Below are 18,435 nucleotides of genomic sequence, written 5' to 3'. Positions count from 1 at the left end.
GGTATGGACATGTTCAATGCGTGCGCCATAACCTGGGTTGGTCTAGACCGCGGCTCTGGTGGTCACGGTCGCAGTTCCAGGTGTAGTTGAAGTCGTCGTCTTGCTCGCACTTCGAGGGCAGCGGTTGAGGCGATACGGCGCACACGGCAACTGATGTAGTTCGCTTCGTGAGGCACAGGCACAGGCACTTCGTCCATGAGGTCTTCCCCCCACACGCCGTGGCCCCTCCTGTCCGGAGTCCGGCCGCGCGAAGGAGTCACCGTGATGAGATCACGTATTGCCGCGCTGCTGAGCGCCGCCGCTATCGCCGCGAGCCTGGCCGTCGTCGTTCCGGCGGCGCCTGCGACAGCCGCAGTGGGCTGTGAGGGCTGTGTGGCGGTACCGGGCGGTTCTGATGCCCGGGACGAGGGGTTTGTCGTCAGCGAGGCGCAGTTCAACCAGATGTTCCCGAACCGGAATGCCTTCTACACCTACAGCGGCCTGACCGCGGCTCTCAGCGCATATCCGGAGTTCGCGAACACCGGGAGCGACACGGTGAAGCGGCAGGAGGCCGCGGCATTCCTCGCGAACGTGAGTCACGAGACCGGTGGCCTCGTCTACGTGGTGGAACAGAACACCGGGAACTACCCCCACTACTGCGATGCCAGTCAGCCGTACGGGTGCCCAGCAGGTCAGGCGGCGTATTACGGCCGCGGTCCGATGCAGCTCAGCTGGAATTTCAACTACAAGGCGGCGGGCGATGCGCTCGGCATCGACCTGCTGAACAACCCCTATCTGGTGGAGCAGGACGCCGCCGTCGCCTGGAAGACCGCGCTTTGGTACTGGAACACACAGACCGGGCCGGGCACCATGACCCCGCACCAGGCCATGGTCAGCGGGGCCGGTTTCGGTGAAACCATCCGCAGCATCAACGGTGCTCTTGAGTGCAACGGCGGCAACCCCGGCCAGGTGCAGAGCCGGATCAACAGCTACCAGAGCTTTGTGCAGATCCTGGGGACGACACCTGGCGACAATTTGAGCTGCTGAGGAGGACTCCGGCCCGGCCGGAAAAGCTCGCCGGCCACCACCAGTGCCGCGGTGTCCACACATTGGCCCGGCCGGCCCGCGGGGTGGACGGTGCGCGGTCGCGTGCGGCTCAGCGCCCGGCCGGTGGCTCGACACTGCGGCATGGCGGGGCGGACCAGAGGCATGGTTGTCCCTCCTTTGACCGGCAGGAATCCGCTGGCTGGCCAGGCCTGCCCGATGGCATGCTGTCCGGCGTGAACGGACCCGAGATTCATCTGAGCTTCGCCCCTGAGCTGCACCTTTTCGTCGCATCGGTGCACACCACCACTGCCCCCGTGCCGGTGGTGACCGATGGCTCATCGACGCTCGGCCATGTCGTCGAGTCGCTGGGCGTCCCGCTCACCGAGGTCGGGCGACTCGTCGTGGACGGGGTCGGGGTTGCCGTCTCCCATGTGCCGGGGGCAGGCGAGAACATCGAGGTGTACGCCGTCGAACGCCCGCAGCGGATCGCCGGCGCGCCCCTGAGGTTCCTGCTCGATGTGCACCTCGGCACTCTGGCGCGCAGGTTGCGGCTGCTCGGCGTCGACGCGGCGTACACGAACGAGGATCCTGGTGACGCGGCGCTGGCCGCGCTCTCGGCGAAGGAGCGGCGGGTACTGCTCTCCCGGGACCGGGGATTGCTGCGACGCCGGGAGATCTGGGCGGGCGCGTTTGTCTACAGTGACCGGCCCGATGACCAACTCCGCGACGTACTGGGTCGTTTCGCCCCCACGCTCGCCCCGTGGACGCGCTGCACCGCCTGTAACGGCCGACTGGCGGACGCTGACAAGAACTCGGTCCGGGAGCACCTGGAGCACGGCACCCAGCGTACGTATGACGTCTTCGCGCAATGCACTGCCTGCGGGCGCGTCTATTGGCGTGGGGCACATCATGCGCGACTGGAGGCGATCGTGGAAAAGGCGCTCCGGGACAGCACGGCCTGAGGTGACGGCCTGAGGTGACGGCCTGGGGGCACGGTAGGCGAGGCCAGGCGCGGTGAGGGGGAGCGACGGAAATGGTGCCCTCGATCTGTCATGGGACGCAGGGGACCGCCTGCCGGCTCGGCCCGTCGGACGTACGAATCCCTCATATCGGGTGAGCGTCTTTGAAGCGCCCCGCGGGTGACGGTTCGCGTGGGTGGCGAGGCCCTTGTGCGACAACTGCCCCTGGGGCAAGGGGAGGGAGAGCACTGACGGTTACGGTACCGATCAGCATTCCGGCAGGCACAAGCAGCGAGCAGTGGCCGCCGCTTCCGGATCGGCCTCCATCGGTACCGTCGACGGAGGAACGGGCTTTTCCTGCTGGGAGTTGAGTGTTTCTCCGCCCTCCCCGCGGGCCGGCCGGCGGCCGGTTCTTCACGGCGTACGCAGCGACGCTTAACCGACCGCGTGAGCGACTGCATGACCGTCTGCGTGAGCGACTACACAATCGACCGCATAAGCGAATGCCTGAGCGACCGCATCCCGGAACGGCTGCTGCCGACCGCAAGGCGCACGGCCCAGCAGCCGTGGGCCGCATCGAGTGAGTGGAGCTCGCTCCCGAAAACCTCTCGTCCCACGCCATCGTGCCGGGGCGTCACCACGGGGGCTCGCCATGGGCGCCATCACGGGCTCGCCATGGCGTCACCACAGGCTCACGGCGGGCGTCGCCGCGGGCATCGCAGCCGTCGGCGTGTCGCGGCGAAGCCCCGCTCGACGCGCCTGTTCGCGGCTGAATTGCGGCGCCCTGGAGGGCCGCAAAAGTGCCTCTAGCCCACTCGTTACGCGACACGCCGACGACGCGCGCCATCCAACGGGTGAATCCGCTGCCTCCGGCCACCCGAAGAGCCCATGGTGTCCCTCGAATGCGACATTCTCCGGTGGTGCGAGGCCGCGATCCGGCTGACGGTGATCACGTCGCCACTGCGATCCGATGAGCCGGCAAAGAGTCAGCCTTCGCAGTCGCGCCGAAAGGAACATGTCCCCATGCGCACTGCTCGCACCCTGTTCGCCTCAGCCGCCGTTACGGCGGTGCTCGCAATCTCCGCCCCCGCTGCGAACGCAATGATCACGGCGGACATTGCCTCGGACAGTACCTCTTCCGTCAGCAACAACGACCACGACAGGAACGGCGACGACCACGGCCGCGGCGGAGACCGTGACCACGGCCGTGGCGGCGACCGCGACCACGGCCGCGGCGGTGACCGCGACCACGGCCGCGGCGGCTACGGCGACCGTGACCACGGCCGCGGCGGCTGGGGCCGTGACAACTGCCGCGACAACGGCCGCGGTGGCTTCGGCGACCGTGACAACGGCCGGGGTGGCAACGGCCGCGACAACGGCCGCGACAACGGCCGCGACAACGGGCGTGACAACGGCCGTGGCGGTTACGGCGACCGCGACCACGGCCGTGGCGGCTACGGCGGTGGTGACCACGGCCGCGGCGGCTACGGCGGCGACAACTGCGGCAACGACCGCAGGCCGAGCGGTGGTGTCCACACCGGCGGCGGCGCCATGGCGGCCAAGACCGTGCTGGGCGACTGGGACCAGACCAGCGGCTACGGCGACGACCACGACAAGGGCGGCCGCGGTGGCGACCGCGACCACGGCCGCGGTGGCGACCGCGACCACGGCCGCGGCGGAGACCGTGACCGCGACAAGGGCGGCTACGGCGACCACGACAAGGGTGGCTACGGCGGCCGCGACAAGGGTGGCTACGGCGACCGTGACCACGACGGTGGTGGCTACGGCGGCGGTGGCGAGCGCCGCAGGCCGACCGGTGGCATCCACACCGGCGGTGGCGGCCTGGCGACCGGTGGCGGTATGGCTGCCGGCTCCGTGCTGATGCTCGGTGGTCTCGGTGCTGGTGCCTACATGCTGCGTCGTCGCAACTCCTCGGGCGCTGCGGCGGCCTGATCCGGCTGCCCCATACGGGGGCCGCTGTGCTCGCGGCCACCGTTCCCTGCGAACGGTGGCCGCGGCGATGGCATCACCGGTGGCCCTCATGTCGCGCCGCCGGCCCGTTCATGAAAGGCACCTGCACATGACCGCCCAGCAGTCGCCCCAGCCGAATTCGAACCCCTCCCGGACCTCCACCGCGTCCCGCCCCGTCGGCCGCGGCCTGCTGTGGTCCGCGGGAGCGTTTCTGCTGGGCTCTCTCCTCGTCTACAACTCCGTGGACACCTCGGCAGACCCCAGACCGCAGTCCCAGCCGGCCGTGGCGTCCTCCGCCACCCCGAGTCCTTCAACCGCCGCGGCAGTCCCTGATCTGGCCCTGCCCCGTTCCGCCCCGAAGCGGGTGACGATCCCGCAGATCGGCGTGGACGCGCCCTTCACCCAGCTGACCATCGGCCCGACCGGACAGCTCAACGCCCCGCCCGCGATGAACAAGAACATCGTCGGCTGGTACAAGGACGGCGCGGCGCCGGGTGAGCGCGGCTCGGCGATCATCGCCGGTCACGTGGACACCAAGATCGGACCGGCGGTGTTCCTGCAACTCGAAGCGCTCAAGCCCGGCAACTCGATCAACATCACCCGCGAGGACGGCATGATCGCGACCTTCAGGGTCGACAGTGTCGAGACCTTCAACAAGGCGAGGTTCCCCAGCGACCGGGTCTACGGCGATGCCCCCACCGCGCAACTCCGGGTGATCACCTGCGGTGGTGCATACGACCGGAAGGTCAAGGACTACGTCGACAACATCGTGGTGTTCGCCCACCTCGCCTCGTACCGACACGTCTGAGCCCTTCCGGTTCGGGGCCGCCCGGGAGCCCGCTCCCAGGAGACCTCTTGCACGAGGGCCACCAGGAGGCTCCACCAGGAGTTTTCTCCCGGTGGCCTCTCCTCCCCTCCCGGAGATGCCCCAGGCGCCCCGGAACCAGCCCAGGCCGACCCTCTGGTCGGCCTGGGCTTTGCCACGGCCGGGGCGCTGCGGGCGCGTAACTTTCGGCCCGCCGCCTGTCCGGTTCGCCGGGCCCATGACCCCGACACCCGTCAGCTCGTGCGACACGCGGCGCCCGGCCTTCTCCCGATACGGATCGGCCGGGGAATAATGAACCGTCGAAGAAATCACGGGTGAGCCGGCCCATGCTGGGCCGATGGGCAAATCATGAGGAAACCGATTCCGCCCTGTTGACGGGATGACATGAGCGCTGGACGCCAAGGACCGTCGAAACCGGGAAGGGGCCGGAAGCCGGCCCGTGGGGGAACTCCCGCCACCGACCGCATGCTCCGCATTCTGCTGCGCCGCCGCAAACAGCCGCTGAGCGCCGAGGATGTGACGGTCACCGACAGGCCCGCCGTACGCAAGGCGGTGTCGGCAGCGGCACTGGGCAACACCATGGAGTGGTTCGACTTCGGGGTCTACGCCTATCTGGCCGGCACCTTGGGCAAGGTGTTCTTCCCGTCGAGTTCCCCCGGTGCCCAGGTCGTATCGACCTTTGCCACCTTTGCCGCGGCATTTCTCGTCCGGCCGCTCGGTGGCTTGGTATTCGGTCCGCTCGGCGACCGTATCGGCCGTAAACGCGTGCTCGCCGCCACCATGATCATGATGGCGGTCAGTACCTTCGCCGTCGGATTTCTGCCCGCCTATCACACCGTCGGCTTCGCCGCGCCGATTCTGCTGCTGATCTGCCGTCTGGTCCAGGGGTTCTCCACCGGCGGGGAGTACGCGGGAGCCACCACCTACATCGCCGAATACGCACCGGACACCCGCCGCGGATTCCTCGGCAGCTGGCTCGACTTCGGCACCTTCGTCGGGTATGCGCTCGGTTCCGGACTGGTGACCCTGCTCACGGCTGTGCTCGGCGACGACGGCTTGGTGGACTGGGGCTGGCGCCTGCCGTTCCTCGTCGCCGGGCCGCTGGGGCTCATCGGCCTGTACATGCGGCTGAGGCTGGAGGAGACACCCGCCTTCCAGCGCGAGGCCGAACAGGCACACCACGATGCGGAGGCGGCCGTGGCCGCGGGCGGCGAGGACCCGGTGGAGGAGGCCCGCCAGTCCGGCAAGGGACGGCTGAAGGAGATCTTCACCCGGTACTGGGAGGCCGTGCTGATCTGCATGGGCCTGGTGCTGCTCTACAACGTCACCAACTACATGGTGACCTCGTACCTGCCGACGTTCATGACCGAGACCCTCGGTCAGAAAGCCCTCACCGCCCAGCTGCTCGTCCTCGGCACCATGATCGTCGTGGTGCTCACCATCACCACCGTGGGCCGCACCTCCGACCGGTGGGGCCGCCGTCCCGTCTTCATGGCGGGCAGCGCCGCCATGATCGTCCTTGCCGTGCCCGCGGTGCTGCTCATCCGCGCCGGCGGCATCCTGCTGCCGGCCTTCGGATGCCTGATCCTGGGCCTCCTGCTGGTGTGCTTCGCCGGTACGTCCGCATCGACGCTGCCCGCACTGTTCCCGACCCGGCTGCGCTACGGCGCGCTGTCGATCGCCTTCAACATCTCGGTCTCGCTGTTCGGCGGCACCACACCGCTCATTGCCTCCGCGCTGGTCCAGGCGACCGGCAACGACCTGGTCCCCGCCTACTACCTCATGGTGGCCGGCGTCATCGGCCTCATCGCCACCTTCTTCCTCCACGAGACGGCCGGCAAGCCGCTGCGTGGCTCCGGCCCGATGGTGGAGAGCGAGGAGCAGGCCCAGGAGCTGGTGGCCAAGAGCCGTACCGAAGCGGGGCGACGGGCCAGGGACCTCTGGCTCCGTCTGCGGCACCCCTGGGCACGGCACTGACAAGGGGACGACGGGCCGAAGGCACGCAGCGGCGTGAGGCGCCCGTTGTTCATCCGGCCGGCGCAATCGCCCGGGCGCCGTGCCTTCAGCCCGGGCGCCGTGCCTTCAGCCCGGGCGCCGTGCCTTCAGCCCGGGCGCCGTGCCTTCAGCCCGGGCGCCGTGCCCTCGGCCCGAGCCCCGTACGAACGCCGTGCCCTCAGTCCGGGGTCGTGCCTTCGGCCCGGGCGCCGTGCCCTCAGCGGGAAGTCATCCCCGAACGCTGCCGTACCAGCGCCAGGCGGTGCGGCGAGGGTACCCCGGCAGTTCGGCGCGCCCGGTGGCCCACAACAGGGTGCGCCAGGGATCGGCGGCCTCCGGGACATCCGGAAACAGCCGGGCGAGCACCCGCGCGCAGACGTCGGCGGGCGGGTTCCAGACGAGCTGGAGCCCTTGTGCCAGGTCGTGGGTGTGCACCAGCGTCTCCACGGTGCCCATCGCGGCGAAGCCCTCCGGGTCCGACACCCCGAACACATGGTGGGCACGCACCCGCGGCGGCGTCGTACGCACCATGGCCACCAGTAGGGCGCCGCTCGCCTCCAGCACCTGCAGCAGCCCGACAGGACCCGCCGCACGGTCGGCGTGCACGGCGTTCGAGGGACCGCCCGGCCGCCGGCTCTCCCACACGAAAGGCACCGGGCCCTCCAACGGCGGCCTCCGGGGCCCCAGTTGAACGGCGTAGGCGAACAGATCGTCGCTGAGGTGTTCGACGGTCTCCCAGCAGTCCCACTCCAGCGAGCCCGCCTTGCCGTCCCACGCGGCTGGGGGCGCCTCGCGCAGCACGGCCACCGCGAGCTGGACGGCGCGGTCGAGATCATCCGCGGCGACGGCTGAGGACGGCAGGATGTCGGCTTCGGTCGATCGGGTCATGCGGGGACCGTACCGCGCGGGGCCGTACGGCGCGGGGACCGTACCGTGCGGGTGCGGAAGTGCGGGCGGGCCGGGCCCGTTGGTGGCGGGCCCCGCGCATCTGACGGACTATCGTGGGCGCATGTCCGCCCCTGAACTGATCCGTATCGTCTCCCGCGACTCGCCGATGGCCCTGGCACAGGTGGAGCGCGTCCGCGCCGAACTCGCCGCCCTCCATCCCGGCATCGCCACCGAGGTCATCCCGGTCAAGACGACCGGCGACCGCTGGATGGGTGCCCTGTCCCAGGTCGAGGGCAAGGGAGCGTTCACCAAGGAGGTCGACGCCGCCCTCCTGGCCGGTGAGGCGGACCTCGCGGTGCACTGCGTCAAGGACATCCCGGGGGACCGCCCGCTGCCGGCCGGCACCACTTTCGCCGCCTTCCTCGAACGCGATGACGTCCGCGACGCACTGATTCACCCCGGTGGGCTCACCCTCGACGAACTCCCCGACGGCACCCGCATCGGTACCTCCTCGGTCCGCCGGATCGCCCAGCTCGCCGCCTCCCACCCGCACCTGCAGTGTGTGCCGATGCGCGGCAACGCCAACCGCCGGATGGAGAAGCTGGCGGCCGGTGACGCGGACGCACTGCTGCTGGCCGTCTCCGGTCTCGAGCGCATCGGCCGTACGGACGTGATCACCCAGATCCTGTCGGTGGACGAGATGTGCCCGCCCATCGGCGCGGGCGTGCTGGCGCTGCAGTGCCGCGAGGACGATACCGACACCATCGATGCCGTCAGCGGTCTGGGCCACCCCCGGACCTTCCAGGAGACCACCGCCGAACGCATGCTGCTGCACGTGCTGCAGGGCCACTGCAACAGCCCGATCGCCGGCTACGCCAAGACCGACCGGCGCGGCGAACTGTCGCTGCGTGCCTGTGTGTTCACCCCGGACGGCAAGACGGTCCTCCATGCGCACGAATGGGCCGGCCCGCTCACCCCGGAGACGCTCGGCACGTCCGTGGCCGTCGCGCTGCTGCGTCAGGGCGCCCGCGAGCTGATCGACGGCATCGCGCACTGAAGTCCGGTCCCGGGGGGGAGCCGGTGTTCGTCGGCCGACGGCGGGCCTGTGCCACCCACTGCCGGAGGAGTGGACGGACGACAGGCGCCCTGTCCACCCCCACGGTGACCGTCGGCTCAGCCCGTCGGCCCAGTGATCGCCGGCTCAGCTCCTCGGTCGGGTGATCGTCGGCTCAGCCCCTCAGTCGGGTGATCGCCGGCACGAGGTCTCCTTGTCCGGCGATACCGGCCGCCCAGAGGTCGGCGCTCCTGGGCACCGTGGTGAAGCTCCGTACGACGATGCCCGGAGCCGAAGCAGCGTCCCAGCGACCGGCCTCTCGGTTCCACCGCAGAGCCACGGGCGCGGCGCCCTTGCCTCCGACGGCCCACAGGTCGCCGTTGCCCGCCTTGCCGACGGCCCGCAGCCGGCCGTCCGCCACGTTCGGCGTCTTTGCCTGCGTCCAGGCGGTGCCGTTCCAGTGCACGGCCAGGGGACGTTCGGTACTGCCGGAAGTGCTGCCGCCCACGGCCCAGATGTCATCGGCGCCGAACGCGGTGATGCCGCCGAGCCAGTGATGGGAGCCCTGAGGGCCCGGCGCGGTGACGCGCTTCCAACTGCTGCCGTTCCAGTGCAGCAGCAGCGCCGTCTGCCGTGACGTGGCATCGGGAGCGTACGCGGCGCCGGCCGCCCAGATGTCGTCCGGAGCGACGGCCGTTACGCTGGTGAGCTCGCCCTTGCCGACATCGGGCAGGGTCTGCCGGTGCCAGCTCTTGCCGTCCCACGACTGGATGGCCGGGACTCCGTCCTTGACCGACCGGTCCATCGCCCGGCCCACGGTCCAGGCCTTCCCGTCGGATGTCGTCGTCACGGCGTCGGGGACGACCCGGCCGCCCGGATCGCGGTCCAGCTGGTACGTGGTCCACTTGGTGCCGTCCCAGTGCACCGACGCGCTGCCCACCGTCCAGATGTCGGCGGCCGACCGGACGGCGAGGGCCTGCGGAAAGCTGTTCTCCGGCAGTGTGGATTCCTGGGTCCAGGACGTCCCGTCCCAGCGCAGCGCGACGGCTTCCAGAGCGGTGGCACTCTTCAGCCGATTGCCCACTGCCCAGGCCTCTTTGTCACTCAGCGCCGCTATGGCGGTCAGATCGCCCTTCTTGACGGGCACCGGTGTCGCCTGCCACCGGTCCGCGCGGGAGGCGGAAGAGAGGGAGGGCGGGGCGGGAACGGTGGCTGCCGCAGAGGCTGCGGATGCCGCGGGTTCACCGTTCAGGCCGGTCAGGGCCAGTGCCCCGGTGACCACGGTGGCGGCAAACGCCGCCGACAGCGCTGCCCGGCCGGGACGCCGCTTGGGCAGGGGGTTACTCGAGGGCATGCGGACTTCCTTGTCAGGTGGGGGAACAGGTCTGAGCACGGGCGGTTGGCCGACGGGCGTGCGCCCATCTGCTTGCCGGGGGGACACCCCTTAGACCTTGGTGGTGATCACGAAGTCGAAGGTGCCGGTGTAGCGGCCGTCCGCCGGACCACTGAGACCGATGGTGCAGGCGCGGTTGAGCAGCCGGTCGGCGGCGTTGAGGGCGGCGAAGTCCCTGCCGTACGCCTGGGTGTCGTCGGGGAAGTACAGCTGGGTGACGAGGACGGGGCCGCCGGACGCCTGCACCCGGGTGTGGATGTGCGGTGCCCGTTGGCCCCAACGGCCCCAGTAATCCCGGGGGATGATCGTCCGGAGCAGGTAGGCACCTCGGCTGTCCGTGTACTGGTGCCCGCGGAGCGAGAACCCGGAGGTGTCGTAGTCGCCGTTCTGGTCGCACTGCCAGAACTCGATGAGCGTGTCGGGCAGCGGCTTGCAGGCGGTGTCGTACACGACTCCGCTGAGGTCGAGCCGTACCCCGCGGATGCCCGGTGTGATCAGATCGCCCCGTGCGGGAGAGTTGGGCTTGAACAACGGGCCTTCGATGGACGCCGGAGTCTCGTGGCCCGAGCAGGCCGGGGTGACGGCGAGCGGGACCGCCGCTCGCCGTGCCGTCGCCGGCCGGCGCGGCTCCGTGGCCTCGGCAGTGGGGCCGGCCGAGGCCGCCACGCCCACCCCGAGGGCCACGGAGGTCACGCCTGCGGAAGTGGACTTGATGAAGGACCTCCTGGACCTTCCCTGCTCGCCGTCTTCCCGCGTCGGGGGCACCGGGCCGGTTGCAGCCCCCTGGCTCATATCGTCGGCGTACCGCATCGCATCTCCTTGCCGGAAGGAACTCATGGACGGGGCACCCGAGGGGGACGGACGGCCGGGCGTCCGGATGGCCGGGTCAGCGGTGGCGATGTGACGAACGGCTGACTGTGGCGGTCGTCGGTGGTGTCATGGCGACGGCCATTCCTGTGAGGCTCGTCCTGCCCTTGTCCCTGTGACCGTCGTCCCGGTGCCTGTGGTGCGGGTCCGGGGGATGGCCCTTTGCGGGTTGGCCGGCGGGGGCGGGGTCGGGATGGCCGGCCGCCCCTTCGGGTGCGCTCTCTTCCGCTCAGCCTCCGATGTCGTGTCGGCCTCCGCATCGGTCGGATGACCGGCGAGTTGTGCGCGTGACGAAACCACTGGTGTGCGGGAGTGGGAGTGGGAGTGGGAGGGGGAGGGGACGCTCGGACCGGGGCCGGGACCGGGGCTGGGGCTGGCGCTTGGACCAGGGCTGGGACCGGGACCGGGACCGGGAAGGGGACCGGCCTGGACCGCCCGCCCGCGATCGGTGTGGCCGCCTGGGTTCAGTGACCGGGCTCGGCGCCCGCTGCCCGTCCCGCTGCCCGTCCCGCGGCCCGGACGGCGATCTGCGTACGGGATCTGACCCCCCACTTGTCCCGGACCCGGTCCAGATGGCTGGCCACGGTGCTCTTGGAGAGGCCCAGATGCGAGGCGATCTGCTGGTTGGTCAGTCCTTCGGAGACCAGCTCGGCGACCGCCGACTCACGTCCGGTCAGCGGGGGCTGCGCGGCCATGCCGACTCGGCCGGACCTCACTTCCTGGTCACTGTCGCCTCCTGCGGAACGGACCTCCGCACCGTCGCGTCCTTTGGAACGGACGTGTTCACTGTCGCCTCCCGTGGAACGAAGCGGCGTGCCGTGCAGCGCATACGCGACCAACCGCGCTCCCCGGAGCCGGCGACCCGCTGCCATCGCTGCCTTGACCCCGGAGGGAGGAATCCCGTCCTTGGCCCGCGCCACCGCCGCCTCCACCCGCTCCCACCAGTGCGCCTCCGGCTCGGTGTCGATGCGCCGCCGTATCGCGGCGGCCGCCGCGTACAGCCGCAGCGAGCGCTCCAGGTCCCCCCGCTCGGCCGACACGATGGCCAGCCCTTCCAACGGGTAGAGCGCGTGGTAGCTCTCGCCGGGCGGCGTCTTGAGCAGCACTTCGGCGAACTTCCGCTCGGCGGCGTCCACGTCGCCCTGCGCCAGCCGGATCGCTCCTGCGGTGTGCAGAGCGGCGGTCAACTGACCCTGCGGTGCCCGTGCTTCCAGCTCGGGAAGACACTGCTGCATCAGTTGCTCGGCCTGTACGGCCCCGCCCGTGTGGAGCAGCGCCCACGCCAGATGGTGCCGGCAGAGCGCGAGGTCCAGTGGACGGCCGAGCATCTGGACCACATCGAGACACTCGGCGAAAACGGCGACGGCCTCGGAGAACTCGCCCCGGCACAGCCGGGCGGCCGCCAGCGCGTCCAGGGCATTGGCCAGCCCGGCGGGATGCCGCCCGCTCCGCTCGGCGGGATGCCGCCCGCTCCGCTCGGCGGGATGCCGTCCGCTCCGCCCGGCGGCGACGGCCTCATGAGCGAAGGTGAGGGCCGCGGCATGGTCGTCCTGCAGACATGCCGACCGCGCGGCCAGCGCCAACGCCGCTCCGCGGTCCTCGTGGTCGGGCGCCCGCTCCAAGACCTCCGACAGCAGCGTGCGCGCGGCCGTCAGCTGCTCCTGTTGGTACAGCAAACGAGCCAGCGCGACCGCAAGGGGGAGGTACCGGCGGTCGGAGCGGGAGGCGGCGTGGGCGACGGCCGCCGTGAGGTTCCCCTGCTCCTGGGCGAGGGGCCCCTCGGCGGTGTCGGGGAACGTCTCCGGCGCGACGGCTCCCGCGGCCCGCTCCACCAGCCAGTCGAGCGCCCGGTCCCACGTGTCCTGCAGCTCCCCGGCTTCCGCGAGCCGTTCCATTCCGTAGGCCCGGATGGCACTCAGCTGCCGGAACCTCGCCGTGCCCCGTGGCTCATCCCCGCGTACCCTCACGACCAGAGACTTGGCCTCCAGCGCGCAGATCACGCGCAACACCTGCTCCCGGCGCACGAGGCGGTGCGGGTCGCGACGACCGATCGTTTCCGTGCGCGGTACGCTGCCGCTCCGACCGCCACCCTCTCCCTCGGCGCAGACCGCGGCGGCTCCCTGCGCGTCGAAGCCGCCCCCGAGCACCGACAGCCGCCGGAAGACCACTCTTTCCAGCGGATCCAGCAGGCGGTGGCTCCAGTCGATCGCCGCCCCCAACTCGCGATGCCGCTCCGGCCCGGTCCTCCTGCCGTCGGTCAGCAGGGACAGCTGATCGTCGAGGCCGTGCAGAATGCCCGGCAGGGAGAGCGATCCCGCCCTGCCCGCCGCCAGTTCGATGGCCAGCGGCAGCCCGTCCAGCCATCGGCAGATCTCGGCCACCGTACGGGCCTCACCGGGCCCGAGCCTGAACTCCGCATCGCTCGTCCGGGCGCGTTCCAGGAACAGCCTGACTGCCTCCGACCGCAGTGGCTCGGCAAAGTCGTGGTCCCCGTCCGGTGGCGAGAGCGACAATTCGCCGACACGGAAGACGACCTCGCCGGGGACTCGCAGTGTCTCCCGACTGGTGGCGATAATCCGCAGCCGGGGGCAACGGACGAGCAGCGTCTCGGCCAGCCCGGCGCAGGCATCCGCCAGATGCTCGCAATTGTCCAGCACGATCAGCGCCGTGCGGGTGCCCAGCGCATGGATCACTGCCTCGACGCCGGCCCGGCCGCCGCGCTCGCGCACCCCGAGGACCGCGGCGAGCGCCTGCGGCAGCAGCGTGCCGTCCTCCAGCGAGTCGAGCGCCACCCAGTGGGCCCGGCCCGCGCGGGCGCCCCGGACACCGCCCGCCAGCTCCAATGCCAGACGTGTCTTGCCCACTCCGCCCGGGCCCGTCAGCGTCAGGAGGCGCGCGGATCTCAGCAGCGTACGTAACCGCGACAGCTCTCGCTCACGACCCACGAACGCATCGAGCGCCGTCGGCAGTCCGTGCCCCGAAAGCTCCGCCCGGGATGGGGTACGACGCTCCGCGCGCCGGCGGAACGCGCGTTGCCGACAGGCACGGGAGCAGTAGCGCGCGGGCCGGCCGCCCGCGGTCGTGCTGCCGCCCGCCGCCCGGGAAGGCGTCGGGAGCGGCGCACCACATGCTTCACAACCCCGCGACGTCGTCACACCAGGCATCCTGCCCAACATCCCTCAGCCGCACCAGCGTTGCCCTGGGAGCCGTCCCCGGTCAAGGCATCGCCACCCCTGGCTCTGCCGCTTGCCACGGCACGGCAACGACCTGCTCGTCGTCCTCGTAAATGATCCTTCCGGGGTCCGTGGACTCGATCCGCTCGCAGGGCACGTGATGGGCGGCCAGGAGCTCCAGATATCCGTCCACCCGGTCGATGAGATGCGCGGCATGGGCCTTGAACCAGGCCACCGCCCCGGGGTTGAGGTCCCGATCGTAGACGGTGGGGTCGATGTCCGAGGGGTTGGTGAAGTGGGCGTCGTACCAGTCATTGCCGGCGCGCCAGAAGCGGTACTGCTCGTCGCTCAACTTGCCCTCCCGCGCAAGGCCGTTGGCGAGGCCGAACACGCCGGGGTAGCGACCTCTCGAATTGCGCCTGGTCCCCTGAAACCTTACGTACAGCGCCTTGCTCACAAGGTCTCCTCCCACTGTGCCGAGCTGATGTGTGCCGAGAGCGACGACGATGACCGGCTGCTGCCGACGCGCTCGCCAGGGGCGGAGCGCGTGAGGTGACGCACACCGGCGGGCCGGGCGGGCGTCGGTCCTTGACGAGAAGTGTCCCCTCACCTGCGGTTGGGGGAGCGAACCGCCCAGGGTCTCGGGCTCTGGGATGATCTTTGCGTGCTCGCCGCGCTCATGACACGATGTCCAGCGCCCGCGCGGGGGAGCGGCGGACGAGTGGGGAAAACCTCCCTTTGTGCACCGACTATGCAACTGTGGTGCTCCCTACTTCCCAGGGCGGCGAGAAGCCATCAAGCCGCAGTCACAGAATCTCAAGGGAACGGGACACCGACATGACCATCTCCACGCACACTTCCACGCACACCTCCAGCCCTACACCCATCTACGAAGAGCTCGTCGAGGAGCACGGAGACATCCTCGCCGAAGCCCGCGAGGCCGCCGAGCGTTCCCAGCAGACGGCGTCCCAGGCACTGGACTGGAGCGACCTGCGCCGCCGCCCGTGAGGAGGGCCTTGCTGACGGCCCTCGTCCGATGACGTGAGCCGAGCGGCGTTGGCCTGGCGATGCCCTGTCTGAACGTCATCGCTCACATTGCGTGCGTGCAGGGCGCATTATTTTCAGGGCATGCCGAATCGGCAGGATATGCCCGCTCAGCAGGGCGGGCCGACTCAGTCCGTTCAGGGAAAGGCATCCACGAGCCGCGTCGGAGCTGCTTGCTTCCAGGAGTCCACGAGGATGTCCCGCAGCTCGTCGATGTCCTCCAATGCGGCCAGCCGTACCCTCACCCAGGCGGAGCCGGCTTCGTGCGGCGGTACCCAGAACTTCGCCGGCTCCGCGGCAATCAACTCTTCCCGCTCGTGCCTCGGGCATCGCACGGCGAACGAGGTCTCATCGTCGGGAATCGTGAGGAACATCTTTCCGGCGACCCGGAAGGTGGGCATCTCCCAGGCCACCTTCTCCACCGTTTCGGGCAGGGAAAGGGCGATACGGCGGACATCGGCGGAATCCATCACGGCCACCAGCTTAGGGCCCGTACGCGATCACGATGCGGCCTCTGTGAGGCAGTTCCAGCAGATGAGGTGTAGCTCAACGAGAGCACACCTTTGTGGAGTTCGAGGCGCCTCTCTCTCGTCAGGCGGGTGGTCGACCGCATGGCATTGAGGTTCATACGACTGTCTTGAACAAGCGTCTTGTACGCCCGTATAGATGCCGTCTACGGTGACCCCATGAACACCGACGACGCCAGGCGTTCCGCGCTCACCCTCGACGGTCGCACCTTGTCCTGGGTGGACTTCGGCGGACCGGGCCGCCCGCTGCTCGCCCTGCACGGACACATGTCCGAGGGCATGTCGTACGCCGATCTCGCCGCCCGCCTCGCCCCGGACTGGCGGGTCATCGCACCCGACCAGCGCGGCCACGGCGATTCCGACCGGGCGGCCGACTACAGCCGGGAGGGCTACCTCGCCGACCTGGAAGCCCTCATGGACCACCTGGGACTGGACCGCGCGGCCCTCCTCGGCCACTCGCTGGGCGCGATCAACGCCTACCAGTTCGCCGCCCGCCACCCCGAGCGCGTGACCGCGCTGGTCAACGGCGAGGGCTGTGCCGAGCTCGGCCTGGACGGCAGCAACCCGCTGGCGTTCGTGCTGAACCTTCCGGAGGACACCTGCCCCAGCCGGGAGGCCTTCGTGGCGCGGCTGGGACCGTTCGCCCCCTTCCTCGAATCGGCCGTTCGCGAGCGGCCGGAGGGAACTTGGGGCCTGCACTTCCACCCCAAGGACATCTACGAATCCGAGGAACGGGTCCACGGCGACCACTGGGCCGACTGGACCCGCTCCACCTGCCCGGCGCTGCTGATACGCGGCACCGAAGGCGGCGTGCTTTCGGAGGAGCAGGCAGCACAGATGGCCGCTCGGCGGCCCGGCACACGGGTCGTCGAACTGGGGACGGACCACTTCTTGTACGCCAACGACCCGGTCGGCTTTGCGGACGCGGTCCGGGGCTTCCTCGCCTCGGTATAGCCATGGACCGCGGCATGGGGGCCGCAACGCCCCTCGGTCAAGAGGGGGAGTGGGAGCCTTTGTCCCGGATCAGGTTCTCGACGTGGTCGAAGCGCGTGTGCAGCGTATGCAGTTCCGAGCGGAGCGCTTCCGCGTCCTCGCGTGCATAATTCCCCACCGCCTTGCCCATGCGGATCACGTCCTGCTCCGCGCGCCCGACGAACCAGGTGGCGAGGGCGGCCGTGATGACCCCGAACGCCGTAATGGCGCTGAGCATCAGGAGCGAAGCAATGACGCGGCCCCACAGGGTGACCGGATAGAAATCCCCGTACCCCACGGTGGTCGCCGTCTCGATCGACCACCACAATGCCCTCGGGTAAGACGTGATATTGGCGTGCGGCGCACCGGATTCGGCGACCACGACCAGAGTGGCACCGCCGAGAAGTACCGCGGTCATGGCCAGCGTGACCCAGAGCGCCGCCTGTGCATGAAGCCGACGCCACGATTCATTGCCGAAGAGGCGGTTCAGCACGGACAAGAGAAACGACGGCACCACCGGGCGTCACCTTCCACTGCGGGTCTGGTGGAAACCAGCCCTGAGCCATCGCTGACCTGACGCGGACCCTAAAGCGGACCTCAACGCGGACATTAACGCGGACGTGAACGCTCACATCAAGGCTGACATTCACCGGGCCCGAGGAAATGCCCGGAGAGGTCCACGATCACTTCGACGGCGGATCCTGGCGCGGTGCGGCAGGCGGATCGCCGTGCACCGCGTGCGCATAGAGCGCCAGGGTGTCCGCCGTGAAGTAGGAGCTGTAGGAGACGTCCGGGAAGTCGCCGCCGGTGTGGTAGCCGCCGATGACGCCGATCAGGGCGTAGCCGGTGAAGTCCCGTACCAGGAACGGCCCGCCGGAGGTGCCGCCGATGTAGCCCGCGCAGGCGATCTCCAGGAAGTCCCCGGGGGCGGCTGGGTCGGTGCTGGTGTAGCGGTGTGTGGAGGAGGTGCAGTCGAGGGGTTTGGGGTGGCTGGTGTCGTTGTTGCCGGGGTAGCCGATGAGCCGTACCTTCCGGTGGTCGTACCCCGGGTACGGGAGCAGGTCGAAGCCGCCGGCCACGTCCTCCGCCTCCCGCCCGTCGCTCCTCGCCCCCAGTCGCACGACCGCGAAGTCCCAGCGGGCCCCCGCGTCGGTTCCGAGGTCGTAGTACCGCTGGTCGAGGTAGATGCGGTCGACGGGGTAGATCCCGTGCGGCGTGAGCCCGTCGTGGTACTGCGGCACGAACGAGAGGTGCCGCTTCGGGTCGGGGGAGCGCAGACAGTGTGCGGCACTGACCACGAGGTCGCGATGCGGGCTGCGCACGACCGTGCCGCCGCAGAACCGCCCGGTGTTGCTGCCGTCCGTCCAGAAGAAGGTTCCCACCTGGGGGAGGCCGTCGAACGGGTGGCTCGGCGGAGTGGTGCCCGCTGCCGGGCGCGGCGCGGTTCCACTCCTGGTGGCCACGGCGGGCTGTGCGGCCCGCATCCGCTGCGGGGTCCAGTAGGCGCCGGCCGACGCGGCAGGGTGAGCGGGGCCGTCCGGCGCACCCGCTGCGTGAGCGAGGGGCCCGGGCGCGAGGGCGAGCGACATTCCGAGGAGCAGGGTGGTGAGCCAGAGGGCGAGGCGGCCGTGTGCAGCAGTCGGTCTGCTCATGATCCGGGTCCTTCCCAGGGCATGGCGTACGGAACGGGGCAGGCGCGAGGCGAGCGTGTCATCGTCCTACGGCGGAGGGGCGCAGCGC

Annotated in this window: 16 protein-coding genes; 8 read left to right on the top strand and 8 right to left on the bottom strand. The window is 70.1% G+C overall.

What is annotated here, in order from left to right; genetic code table 11:
- Positions 1–264 precede the first annotated feature (264 nt).
- From ABR737_RS04940 to proP, 5 genes are all read left to right on the top strand, one after another.
- The gene (locus tag ABR737_RS04940; protein ID WP_350248964.1) at positions 265–1,026 is read left to right on the top strand and encodes a chitinase; all 762 of its coding nucleotides are present in this window, start codon (positions 265–267) and stop codon (positions 1,024–1,026) included.
- 233 nt (positions 1,027–1,259) lie between these two features.
- A complete protein-coding gene (locus ABR737_RS04935) occupies positions 1,260–1,988 on the top strand; it encodes a Mut7-C RNAse domain-containing protein (protein ID WP_350248963.1) in 729 nt (242 codons plus the stop codon).
- Positions 1,989–3,008: 1,020 nt separating this feature from the next.
- A complete protein-coding gene (locus ABR737_RS04930) occupies positions 3,009–3,938 on the top strand; it encodes a hypothetical protein (RefSeq protein ID WP_350248962.1) in 930 nt (309 codons plus the stop codon).
- A 127-nt stretch (positions 3,939–4,065) separates the two neighbouring features.
- Positions 4,066–4,764 (top strand): class F sortase, encoded by a 699-nt coding sequence (locus ABR737_RS04925; protein WP_350248961.1) that lies wholly within the window; start codon positions 4,066–4,068, stop codon positions 4,762–4,764.
- Between the two features lie 483 nt (positions 4,765–5,247).
- Positions 5,248–6,759, top strand: a complete 1,512-nt coding sequence (gene proP / locus ABR737_RS04920) for a glycine betaine/L-proline transporter ProP (RefSeq protein WP_350248960.1) — start codon at positions 5,248–5,250, stop codon at positions 6,757–6,759.
- Positions 6,760–7,005: 246 nt separating this feature from the next.
- Here proP and ABR737_RS04915 read toward each other — a convergent pair whose 3' ends face one another.
- Complete coding sequence (locus ABR737_RS04915) at positions 7,006–7,665, bottom strand: maleylpyruvate isomerase N-terminal domain-containing protein (protein ID WP_350248959.1); 660 nt, start codon at positions 7,663–7,665, stop codon at positions 7,006–7,008.
- Positions 7,666–7,786: 121 nt separating this feature from the next.
- Here ABR737_RS04915 and hemC point away from each other — a divergent pair, with 121 nt between their 5' ends.
- On the top strand, positions 7,787–8,722 hold the full coding sequence (gene hemC, locus ABR737_RS04910; RefSeq protein WP_350248958.1) for a hydroxymethylbilane synthase: 936 nt from the start codon (positions 7,787–7,789) through the stop codon (positions 8,720–8,722).
- Between the two features lie 172 nt (positions 8,723–8,894).
- Here the strand turns inward: hemC and ABR737_RS04905 are convergent, their stop codons facing one another.
- From ABR737_RS04905 to ABR737_RS04890, 4 genes are all read right to left on the bottom strand, one after another.
- Positions 8,895–10,073, bottom strand: coding sequence for a hypothetical protein (locus ABR737_RS04905; RefSeq protein ID WP_350248957.1), 1,179 nt, complete (start codon positions 10,071–10,073; stop codon positions 8,895–8,897).
- 90 nt (positions 10,074–10,163) lie between these two features.
- Positions 10,164–10,922 carry a dioxygenase family protein gene (locus tag ABR737_RS04900; RefSeq protein WP_350248956.1) on the bottom strand — a complete coding sequence of 253 codons (759 nt, stop codon included), beginning with the start codon at positions 10,920–10,922 and terminating at the stop codon, positions 10,164–10,166.
- 521 nt (positions 10,923–11,443) lie between these two features.
- Entirely contained in the window at positions 11,444–13,924 is a 2,481-nt protein-coding gene (locus tag ABR737_RS04895; RefSeq protein ID WP_350248955.1) for an ATP-binding protein, read from the bottom strand.
- Between the two features lie 271 nt (positions 13,925–14,195).
- On the bottom strand, positions 14,196–14,609 hold the full coding sequence (locus ABR737_RS04890; RefSeq protein WP_350248954.1) for a hypothetical protein: 414 nt from the start codon (positions 14,607–14,609) through the stop codon (positions 14,196–14,198).
- Between the two features lie 380 nt (positions 14,610–14,989).
- Here ABR737_RS04890 and ABR737_RS04885 point away from each other — a divergent pair, with 380 nt between their 5' ends.
- On the top strand, positions 14,990–15,160 hold the full coding sequence (locus ABR737_RS04885) for a hypothetical protein (RefSeq protein WP_350248953.1): 171 nt from the start codon (positions 14,990–14,992) through the stop codon (positions 15,158–15,160).
- A gap of 173 nt (positions 15,161–15,333) precedes the next feature.
- Here the strand turns inward: ABR737_RS04885 and ABR737_RS04880 are convergent, their stop codons facing one another.
- Complete coding sequence (locus ABR737_RS04880) at positions 15,334–15,666, bottom strand: MmcQ/YjbR family DNA-binding protein (protein WP_502964470.1); 333 nt, start codon at positions 15,664–15,666, stop codon at positions 15,334–15,336.
- A 216-nt stretch (positions 15,667–15,882) separates the two neighbouring features.
- Between ABR737_RS04880 and ABR737_RS04875 the strand changes: the two genes are divergently transcribed.
- On the top strand, positions 15,883–16,677 hold the full coding sequence (locus ABR737_RS04875; RefSeq protein ID WP_350248951.1) for an alpha/beta fold hydrolase: 795 nt from the start codon (positions 15,883–15,885) through the stop codon (positions 16,675–16,677).
- Positions 16,678–16,714: 37 nt separating this feature from the next.
- Here ABR737_RS04875 and ABR737_RS04870 read toward each other — a convergent pair whose 3' ends face one another.
- Positions 16,715–17,212 carry a potassium channel family protein gene (locus ABR737_RS04870; protein ID WP_350248950.1) on the bottom strand — a complete coding sequence of 166 codons (498 nt, stop codon included), beginning with the start codon at positions 17,210–17,212 and terminating at the stop codon, positions 16,715–16,717.
- 166 nt (positions 17,213–17,378) lie between these two features.
- Entirely contained in the window at positions 17,379–18,347 is a 969-nt protein-coding gene (locus tag ABR737_RS04865) for a trypsin-like serine peptidase (RefSeq protein ID WP_350248949.1), read from the bottom strand.
- Between the last annotated feature and the right edge of the window lie 88 nt (positions 18,348–18,435).

The organism is Streptomyces sp. Edi2, assembly GCF_040253635.1.
GTDB lineage: Bacteria > Actinomycetota > Actinomycetes > Streptomycetales > Streptomycetaceae > Streptomyces.
The sequence above is the reverse complement of the archived record's forward strand: the minus strand, read 5'-3'. Positions and strand labels throughout refer to the sequence as shown.

What these genes read in the sequence shown, in the direction of transcription:
- ABR737_RS04905 (WP_350248957.1), bottom strand. Translation starts at nt 10,073, where the DNA reads ATGCCCTCGAGTAACCCCCTGCCCAAGCGGCGTCCCGGCCGGGCAGCG.
- ABR737_RS04875 (WP_350248951.1), top strand. Translation starts at nt 15,883, where the DNA reads ATGAACACCGACGACGCCAGGCGTTCCGCGCTCACCCTCGACGGTCGC.
- ABR737_RS04915 (WP_350248959.1), bottom strand. Translation starts at nt 7,665, where the DNA reads ATGACCCGATCGACCGAAGCCGACATCCTGCCGTCCTCAGCCGTCGCC.
- ABR737_RS04865 (WP_350248949.1), bottom strand. Translation starts at nt 18,347, where the DNA reads ATGAGCAGACCGACTGCTGCACACGGCCGCCTCGCCCTCTGGCTCACC.
- hemC (WP_350248958.1), top strand. Translation starts at nt 7,787, where the DNA reads ATGTCCGCCCCTGAACTGATCCGTATCGTCTCCCGCGACTCGCCGATG.
- proP (WP_350248960.1), top strand. Translation starts at nt 5,248, where the DNA reads ATGCTCCGCATTCTGCTGCGCCGCCGCAAACAGCCGCTGAGCGCCGAG.
- ABR737_RS04925 (WP_350248961.1), top strand. Translation starts at nt 4,066, where the DNA reads ATGACCGCCCAGCAGTCGCCCCAGCCGAATTCGAACCCCTCCCGGACC.
- ABR737_RS04885 (WP_350248953.1), top strand. Translation starts at nt 14,990, where the DNA reads ATGACCATCTCCACGCACACTTCCACGCACACCTCCAGCCCTACACCC.
- ABR737_RS04900 (WP_350248956.1), bottom strand. Translation starts at nt 10,922, where the DNA reads ATGCGGTACGCCGACGATATGAGCCAGGGGGCTGCAACCGGCCCGGTG.
- ABR737_RS04940 (WP_350248964.1), top strand. Translation starts at nt 265, where the DNA reads ATGAGATCACGTATTGCCGCGCTGCTGAGCGCCGCCGCTATCGCCGCG.
- ABR737_RS04880 (WP_502964470.1), bottom strand. Translation starts at nt 15,666, where the DNA reads ATGGATTCCGCCGATGTCCGCCGTATCGCCCTTTCCCTGCCCGAAACG.
- ABR737_RS04930 (WP_350248962.1), top strand. Translation starts at nt 3,009, where the DNA reads ATGCGCACTGCTCGCACCCTGTTCGCCTCAGCCGCCGTTACGGCGGTG.